This is a genomic window from Micromonospora sp. LZ34 (assembly GCF_052981855.1).
The window spans coordinates 1-7787 of the sequence record NZ_JBRIQN010000107.1 but is presented as its reverse complement, the minus strand read 5'-3'; the positions used below and the strand labels follow the sequence as shown (position 1 = coordinate 7787).

Here is a 7787-nt window from a genome sequence, read left to right as displayed (position 1 = left end):
CTCGCCGTCCGCTTCCAAGCCGTCCTGACCATCACCATCATCACCGAGTGGCTCTGACCGGCTTATGAAACACGCCTTAGATGCGGACTGCGCGGGTCGGGCGGCACGGAGCGTCAGTTTGGAAGGACGAAGGTCATCATCAGGAAGCACCTGGTGGCCCAGGACAAGGCACGAGCCTTGTGACCGCTCGTGCCCCTGGTGACCGTGCGGGGTACCGGCTACTGGCACGTGGATGGCACGGCGACTACGTCTGGCGATCACTGCCTTGCAAAGATCAAGGCCACTGTCGGCCGGCGTCGGCCACTGCCGCTGACCTGCTCGGTCCGTCTGCTGTCGCCGCTCATGTTCCATGACTGACGGCCGGCTTGGCTGTACGGATGGCTGTACGGTCGCGATGGATCCGGAAGCAACGGGGGCGAGGATGGCCGAACCAGCTCGCGCGGTCGCCTTGGCGGCGTTGGCCGACCTGTGGGATCAGGGATGTCCCATTGCCTCACCCGATGACCGTGAGCGCCTTGTCGACGTCGGGTTACGCCGTTGGCACAGCTTCCATCGGCGACACCCTCGCATCCGTCAGCCATCGCACGAGGCCAAGATTCGCGACCTGGTGCGTGGGTTAGTCGAGGCAGTCGAGGCAGAACCACGCCTGGTCGGCCCGCTGGTCAAGGACTATGAGTGCGTCGCGGAGGCGATCGCCGCAGCCGCCGCTTCCTCGACGCGGGAACCTTGATCCACCCGCACCGTCAGTTTGGAAGAGCGCGCTCAACGGGCCGTGATGCCCGAAAACGCCTGCGGCCGGCGGCAGAGCCGGATGCCGCACGCGCCCGCTCCTGACCGCTGCGCACCACGGTTACTGGCCCGTGGATGGCCCGGCCCAACCATTGCCTGCAAGCAGCTTCAGTCGTCGAACTCAAATCCGGTCGCTTCGGCCAACGCCACGAGGCGGCGCACACGCTGAGCATCCGTCGCCACGGCAGTCATCCGAATGGCCAACTCTTCAAGTGCGTCACGATCCGACCCATGGGCACAAAACATGCCTCCTTCGGGGTCGTAAGAGAAGCGTCCGGCGAGCCCCGGAGCTTCGTTGGTCACGATCAATTGAGCAATGCCTTCCCAGAAATACCCGTTCGGTTCGTGGCCGAGCTCTTCGACGACATCGTCCACATCTGTCGTGCCAGCGTCCAACGTCAGGTAGTACTTGCCCGGGGGTAGCTCAATCAGCTCCATCGGCTCCACGACGGAAGCCTGGCAGCTGCGGTTGGCAACGGCAAGACGTCGACAAGAACGAGGCAACCCCTGTAGCGGATCTCCTCGTCGGGCAGTCGGTAGACCGTCCAGCCTTCCCGGACGGGGACAAGGTGGAGCGCCTCACCAGCCGAACGACCTTGGCCCCGTCCGGGGAGGCTGGTAGCCCTTGTGGTGCCCGGCGAGGTGATCCGCGGCTGATCTCTGGGGAGGGCCGGGGTCCGGGCGGAGCCCCGAGGTCTTCACGGTCCTGGTCGTCTGTCAGCGTGGCCGGCCGGCGCGGCCGATGACGGCCGGAGGTCGCCAGCAGGCCGGGGCCGGGCCGGCGCGGCCCGCTTGCGGGCCGCCTTGATCGTGAAGAGGGCAATTCGGCAACGTGGTGACCTGGGTCGATGCACGACCCGAGTGTCCACCAAGACATGGCGAACCCGGCCTGACACGGTGGTGGGTCACCCTTCGGACAGCGTCTGGCCGCCTTCCGCTCGCCCCCCGAGGTGGGAGGTGGCGGTTGCGTACTGATTTGTGGAGGCCGGGATCCGCACGTTCGCGACGAGACAGCGTACGACCTCGGGATCGCCGATGACAGCACCGGCAGCTACGAGCCCGGCCAGGTCGTCGCCACCGAAGGCGCCGAGAAGGGCATCCGTCGTGGTGACCAGGACGGCGTCTGGTTCTTCGGGCGGCTCGTGGGCGACCTCGGCGCCGTCCGGTGTGAGGCGGACGCCGAACACCCCGGCAGGGCCGTGGTCGCGTAGTTCGATCCGCAGCGTCGCCTCGGGCCGCTGCTGCGTCGGCACGAAGAAGGTGCGGATGGTCAGCATGGCGCTGTCCGCGCTGACGAAGCGCTGTTCCGCGGTCGGCGGGGCGGTCAGCGCCCAGGTGCCGAGTGCGACGACGATCGGCTCGAGGCCGCGACCCCACGCGGTCAGCTCGTAGACCCGCACATTGCCTGGCGGAGGCAGCTGCCGACGGCGTACGACGCCCGCGTCGGCCAGCTCGCGCAGCCGGTCGGACAGCGCGTTCGGGCTGGCGGTTGGGAGCGCCTGCTGCAGGTCGGTGAACCGTTTCGGCCCGAGCAGAAGCTCGCGCACCACGAGCAGCGACCACCGCTCACCCACGATGTCGAGGCCACGCGCGACGCCACAAGCCTGTCGATAACCCCGCTGAGCCGGCACCGAACACCTCCCTCTCACACTTGCTCCATCATAGCATCTACTATTAGCCTCATAGCTCCTTACCTGAGGAGGAATCCATGACCACGCCAGCGGCACCCCCGATCACCGAGCGCGAGACCTGGCAGAAGCAGCTCGACGAGCTCCGGCTCCGCGAGAAGGCGCACACGCGTGAGGGCGACGCCATCGCCGCCGCCCGTCGGCGGCTGCCCATGGTCGAGGTCGACCCGACCACCCGCCTGGTCGGTGCCGACGGCCCGGTACCCCTGCTCGACGTCTTCGAGGGCAGGCGCCAGCTGTTCGCGTCGTACCACATGTGGCACACGGGCAGGCCGGCCGCCGACCAGTGCGAGGGCTGTACGTTCTTCACCGGCCAGGTGCTCGAGCTGGCCTACCTGCACTCGCGCGACGTCACGTTCGCGGTCTTCTGTCAGGGGCCGTTCGAGGAGTCGTCGCGCTACCGCGACTTCATGGGCTGGCAGGCGCCCTGGTACTCCGTGCCCGCGCAGTCGCTCGACCCGCTCGTCGCCGGGCGCGCGTTCGGCATGAAGGCGTGCTACCTACGCCAGGGCGACCGCGTGTTCGAGACCTACTGGACCACCGGGCGCGGCTGCGAGGCGATGGCACCCTCGTACGGGCTACTAGACATGACCGTCTACGGCCGCCAAGAAGGCTGGGAGAACTCGCCGGAAGGCTGGCCGCAGCGTTTCCGGACCGACGGCGACCAGTTCCGCCTCGACGGCCGGCCCACATCGCAGTGGTCACGCCTCGCCGCCGGCCGTGACGACGACCTTGGCACCACCGGGCACGCCGACAGCGAGCACCACTGCCACTGCGGTTCGACGCCGGCTGAGTCATGAACCGCCCCTGCGATGATCGATAGTGATCCCCTCCGATGGCTGCTGACGGTGGCCTTCGGCGGGGCCTCCATCTCTCACCTGCTCCAACGCCTGCGCCCATCCCCTGCGTGGCCTTCTCTGGTGGCGGAGCATCGACTCTCCGAGATACTGCACTCGACCATGGGCCTATCGATGATCGCGATGATCTGGCCGTGGGGCGCGGCGGTCCCGGCAGCCGTCTGGACTGTCGTTTTCATGATGTCTACCGGGTGGTTCCTGGTGCAGGCGGCGCGGACGTCGCGACGTCGTGCGGTTCCGGCGTTCTTCGCCACCGCGACGGGAACCATGGTGTGGATGGGCGCCTCGATACACGGGCACGCCTCACCCGGCGGTCACGGCGGCATGGACATGGCCGGGATGCGTCATCCGCCGGTCGGGTATGCCGGATGGGTCAGTGCGCTGCTCGGAGGCTACCTGGTGCTCGCCGCATTCTGGTGGGTGGGCCGCGGCGTGCACCTCGCTGGTCTGTCCGCGGCGACAACGACGAACGCGGTGGCGCGTCCGCTGGACTGGTCGGCGCTACGCCACGGCGTGATGAGTGCGGGTATGGGCATCGCCCTACTGGCGATGGCGTAGACAAGGGAACTTGCCAAGATCGGACATCCGCTCTTCGACATGACAGGGCGTTTCGTCGGCCAACCTGCCGCCCCTAGGTCGCTGGACCTGTCGCACCTCAGTTGGCGGATATGTGTCGCGGCTATGTTGTCGGATCACAGACGCGGTCAAGCCTGGCCAGCTACGTCCGGAGCTCGTCGGCTGCGCGCACGATGAGCCTCCGTGCGTCTCTGGATTGGCTGCACCTGCGACCTGCGGCACGCCTTCGCGACGTTCCTGCTCGACCAGGGCGAGGAGTTGCGCACGGTGATGGAGCTGCTCGGGCACTTCACGATTCGGATGACGGCCGACACCTACGGGCACGTCCTGCCGGCGCGGGCTCTTCAGGCTACCTCGGCCATCGACCGAGTGTTGGGCGAGGAGGGGACGGCGTGACCGGTGGCTGTACGGATTGCCGTACTCGCGACCGAGATCAACCAAGGAAAGTGCTGGTGGAGCCCCAGAGGACTCGAACCCTTAACCCTGCCTTGCAAAGATCAAGGCTGCTGTCTGCCAGCGTCAATCGTCGCCGCTGACCTGCTCGACTCGTCGGCTACGATCGCTCGCCACCGGTATACGTCGGCCGGCTTGGCTGTACGGATGGCTGTACCGGGCCACCGGACGACTGCCATGATCTGGCGCGTGGGCTCGGAGGACACAACCATCGATCGACAGCTCAACGGGGTTCGGCAAGTCTGGAGCCAGCATCCGAACGGACTCGGGCCCTATGTCGTCTACCGGTGGAGATCACTTATTTGTGGTCTGCGGTATTCGCGCCCGTCGTGATCAGACTGCGACTTGAGTCGTTCGGCGTGAGCGAGAAGAGGACCAGGTCGACGCGGCCGGCATGGATGAAGCCGGCATTGCGCATGATGCCTTCACGTTGCAGGCCGGCCTTGAGAGCGGTCCTCTGGGAGGCCAGGTTCCCGGTGGCGGCCTTGAGTTCCATGCGCTGGAAGCCGTGGTCAACCAGGAGCCAGTGACCGATGGTCCGCGTGGCTTCGGCCGCGATGCCTCGGCCGCGAGCCCAGGGGGCGACCGAGTAGCCGATCTCGCTGACCAGGCCACGCCAGTCGGTGTTCTTCAGGCCGACGGTGCCGAGGAGGCGGTCTGTGTTCGCGTCGACGATCGCGAAGTGGATCCCGTCTCCGGTCTCCCGGAGGGAATGGGAGATCTTGGTGCACCAGTCAGCGGAGTCCTGGCGGGTGTAGGGCTGGGGCAGTGGGAGCCACTGCTGGATGAGCGGGTCCGCGCAAGCGATCTGATTTTCCTCGATGTCGATTGCGGAGAAGGGCCGCAGCAAGAGATCGCCCGCCAGCAGGCGGGTCTCGGGGAACGTGGGGGTCATTCCTGCTGGCCTCCGACTGATCATCTGTGTGCGGCTGACGCTAGCAGGGCCTGCTGACCAGGTGATTCGGTGCTGGCCGAGTTCCTTACCGGTCCCCCGTTCTCTGACCCTGACCTTAGGCCTCGTGACCCGTACCGAGAGATTCGTGACGCCATCCTGTGGTTCCTAGGTCGATGAGAGCGGATCTCCTCGTCGAGCAGTCGTAGAACGTCCAGCCTCTCCGGACGGGGACAAGGTGGAGCGCCCTACCGGACGTACGACCTGGTCCCCGTGGGCCGATGACGACTGCTCTGACGCTGCCCGGCCTCGACCCCGCTCCAACGGTGGAGCCACGGCTGGACTCCCGGGCCGCCCGCATGCTCATGCCCCGCTCGATCGACGTCGTCGCCGACCTCGCCGCCGACCACGGCGTCTGCACCCGACCCGTGGCCCTGCGCCGCACCGACCTCGACAGCGGCCAAACCGAAGTCATCGACCTTCCATGCGGCGCCACCCAGGAAGCCAAGTGCCCCGCCTGCGCCACCCGCGCCCCACCGGTCCTGCGGGCGATATCCGAACGCATCCAATGGCGCGTCCATCTCGACGCCGCCAGACGCGCCGCCGCCGGCCCGCCCGATGTTTCGGCAACTTCTCTCGATGCCCAGGACAAGGAGGAACGGTGACTGTCTCGGACGTGCGGCCGGTGCCCGCGCAACCGTGGGAGCTGCCGGCCGATGATCTGCCGCCGCTGTTGCTCCGGCCGGAGCAGGTGGCTCGGGCGCTGAATGTGGGCCGGTCGAAGGTCTTCCACCTGATCCGCTCCGGTGAGCTCCGGTCGGTGAAGGCCGGTGGGTCGCGCCGGATTTCGGCAACTGCGCTGCGGGAGTACGTCGCGGGGCTGGAAGCCGGGAAGGACGGCTGATGCCACGGTCAGGAGAGCCGGTCGAGCGGAAGCCGCGGCGCAGTAAGCGGGGAAACGGTGAGGGCTCGATCTATCTGCGAAAGGACGGCAGGTGGACGGCGGCGTACTTCGTGCCGAAGTCGGGCGGCGGGGAGTCGCGCCGCTACGTCTACGGCCGGTCGCCGGAGGAGCTTGGGAATTGTCGATCTCCGGCGGGCCACCGGGGTGGCGGCCTGGTCTCGGCGGTCTCTCGTGGCCTCAGCTGCCCCCTGTTGTCCCCGCCCGATGGCACGCTAATGGCACGCCGGTGATCGCCGCGGCCGACGGCCGGAAGCGATCGCCGACCGTCGCCTTGCAAGGACCAGACGACTGTCCGCCGGTGTCCGGCCACGGAGCCTCCACAAAACCCGTTGGCAGACCACGGCGACCACTGCTACCTTTCCGCAGGCCGTGCCAGAGACCGAGGAGGTGGTACCCGTGAACGTATCGACATGGGTGCTCCCCTCTGGGGTCACGGTCGGACGGTAGGTCGTCCGGGAGCGCCGTTCAAGAGCACTCCCGAAAGGCACGATCTTGCGATTCACTTCCGAACAGCGCCTCGACGACGGTGTCCTCGAGCGCGAATTCACCCTCGGCGAGATCCCTGGCATCCTGTGGACGCCCGGATCCGCATCCGCACCGGCGCCACTGATCCTGGTTGGCCACCCCGGCGGACTGCACGTGATGTACCCCCGCCTGGTGACCCGGGCCCGGCACTCCGCGGCGGAGGGCTTCGCCGCTGCCACCATCGAGCTCCCCTGGAGCGGTGACCGGCCCCGTTCCGCCGCCGCCGAGGAGGCCCGCGCCGACCTGCGCCGGGCGCTGGAGGCCGGCGAGCCGGTCGACGACGAGATCGTCGACCGGCTCGTCCTCCCGCTGGTCGAAAAGGCGGTCCCGGAATGGCGGGCCGCCCTGGACGCCCTCCTTTCGCTGCCCGAGATCGGCGGCCCGGTCGGGTACGCGGGAGGCGTGATCGCCATCGGCCTCCGGCTGGCGGTGGTCGAGCCGCGCATCTCGGCCGCCCTTCTGTTCGCCGGGAGTTTCGTGCCCCGCACCATGTTCGAGGAGGCCCGGCAGGTCACCATTCCGCTGCAGGTCCTGCTGCAGTGGGACGACGAAGGAAACGACCGACAGCTGGCCCTGGACCTGTTCGACGCCTTCGGCTCCAAGGAGAAGACGCTGCACGCCAACATGGGCGGGCACACCGGCGTCCCGCACTTCGAGGGGGACGACGGGAACCGGTTCTTCGCCCGGCACCTGAAGTAAGGCAGGCAGGCAGGCAGCAGACGATAGAGCTGTCGGCCAGGATGCCGCTCATCGAGGACAGGTCCCGGCCCTCCTCGATTGCGGTGGCCAGCAGATGCACAACCGCCCCGGCCGCGGCGGTACCGGCCATCGGCGGTACCGGCCGGTCGGGGCGGCGCGTCTCCGGCTTGATAACGGCGAAGATCGCCGCTTTGGCCCCCGACTTCGCCATATCGGCTGGTCGGGGGCTTACCCGGTGTGGCGCGCCCGAAGGGAATCGAACCCCTAACCTTCTGATCCGGTGCGCCGTGAGGCGCTGTTGTTCGAGTGGAGGTGAAAGACCGCCACCGTTTGTCTGTCGCAGC

At 67.8% G+C, this 7787-nt stretch carries 9 protein-coding genes; 6 read left to right on the top strand and 3 right to left on the bottom strand.

Annotation, left to right across the window (positions count from 1 at the left end; translation table 11 throughout):
* Window positions 1-897 precede the first annotated feature (897 nt).
* Both ACVCAH_RS37200 and ACVCAH_RS37195 read right to left on the bottom strand, forming a co-directional pair.
* A complete protein-coding gene (locus ACVCAH_RS37200; protein WP_447140899.1) occupies window positions 898-1227 on the bottom strand; it encodes an Imm51 family immunity protein in 330 nt (109 codons plus the stop codon).
* Window positions 1228-1694: 467 nt separating this feature from the next.
* Window positions 1695-2420, bottom strand: coding sequence for a winged helix-turn-helix transcriptional regulator (locus ACVCAH_RS37195; RefSeq protein WP_447140898.1), 726 nt, complete (start codon window positions 2418-2420; stop codon window positions 1695-1697).
* 77 nt (window positions 2421-2497) lie between these two features.
* Between ACVCAH_RS37195 and ACVCAH_RS37190 the strand changes: the two genes are divergently transcribed.
* The 3 genes from ACVCAH_RS37190 (at window position 2498) to ACVCAH_RS37180 (ending at window position 4306) form a co-directional block, all read left to right on the top strand.
* On the top strand, window positions 2498-3277 hold the full coding sequence (locus tag ACVCAH_RS37190) for a DUF899 family protein (protein WP_447140897.1): 780 nt from the start codon (window positions 2498-2500) through the stop codon (window positions 3275-3277).
* 12 nt (window positions 3278-3289) lie between these two features.
* The gene (locus ACVCAH_RS37185; protein WP_447140896.1) at window positions 3290-3892 is read left to right on the top strand and encodes a DUF5134 domain-containing protein; all 603 of its coding nucleotides are present in this window, start codon (window positions 3290-3292) and stop codon (window positions 3890-3892) included.
* Between the two features lie 201 nt (window positions 3893-4093).
* On the top strand, window positions 4094-4306 hold the full coding sequence (locus ACVCAH_RS37180) for a tyrosine-type recombinase/integrase (RefSeq protein WP_447140895.1): 213 nt from the start codon (window positions 4094-4096) through the stop codon (window positions 4304-4306).
* A gap of 355 nt (window positions 4307-4661) precedes the next feature.
* Here ACVCAH_RS37180 and ACVCAH_RS37175 read toward each other — a convergent pair whose 3' ends face one another.
* On the bottom strand, window positions 4662-5258 hold the full coding sequence (locus tag ACVCAH_RS37175) for a GNAT family N-acetyltransferase (protein ID WP_447140894.1): 597 nt from the start codon (window positions 5256-5258) through the stop codon (window positions 4662-4664).
* Between the two features lie 278 nt (window positions 5259-5536).
* On the opposite strand from ACVCAH_RS37175, the gene ACVCAH_RS37170 reads away from it, so the two are divergent.
* The 3 genes from ACVCAH_RS37170 (at window position 5537) to ACVCAH_RS37160 (ending at window position 7443) form a co-directional block, all read left to right on the top strand.
* Complete coding sequence (locus ACVCAH_RS37170; protein WP_447140893.1) at window positions 5537-5920, top strand: replication initiator; 384 nt, start codon at window positions 5537-5539, stop codon at window positions 5918-5920.
* Window positions 5917-6159 (top strand): helix-turn-helix domain-containing protein, encoded by a 243-nt coding sequence (locus tag ACVCAH_RS37165; protein ID WP_447140892.1) that lies wholly within the window; start codon window positions 5917-5919, stop codon window positions 6157-6159. The genes ACVCAH_RS37170 and ACVCAH_RS37165 overlap by 4 nt, the downstream gene beginning before the upstream one ends.
* A gap of 552 nt (window positions 6160-6711) precedes the next feature.
* Window positions 6712-7443 (top strand): alpha/beta hydrolase, encoded by a 732-nt coding sequence (locus ACVCAH_RS37160; protein WP_447140891.1) that lies wholly within the window; start codon window positions 6712-6714, stop codon window positions 7441-7443.
* The last annotated feature ends 344 nt before the right edge of the window (window positions 7444-7787 follow it).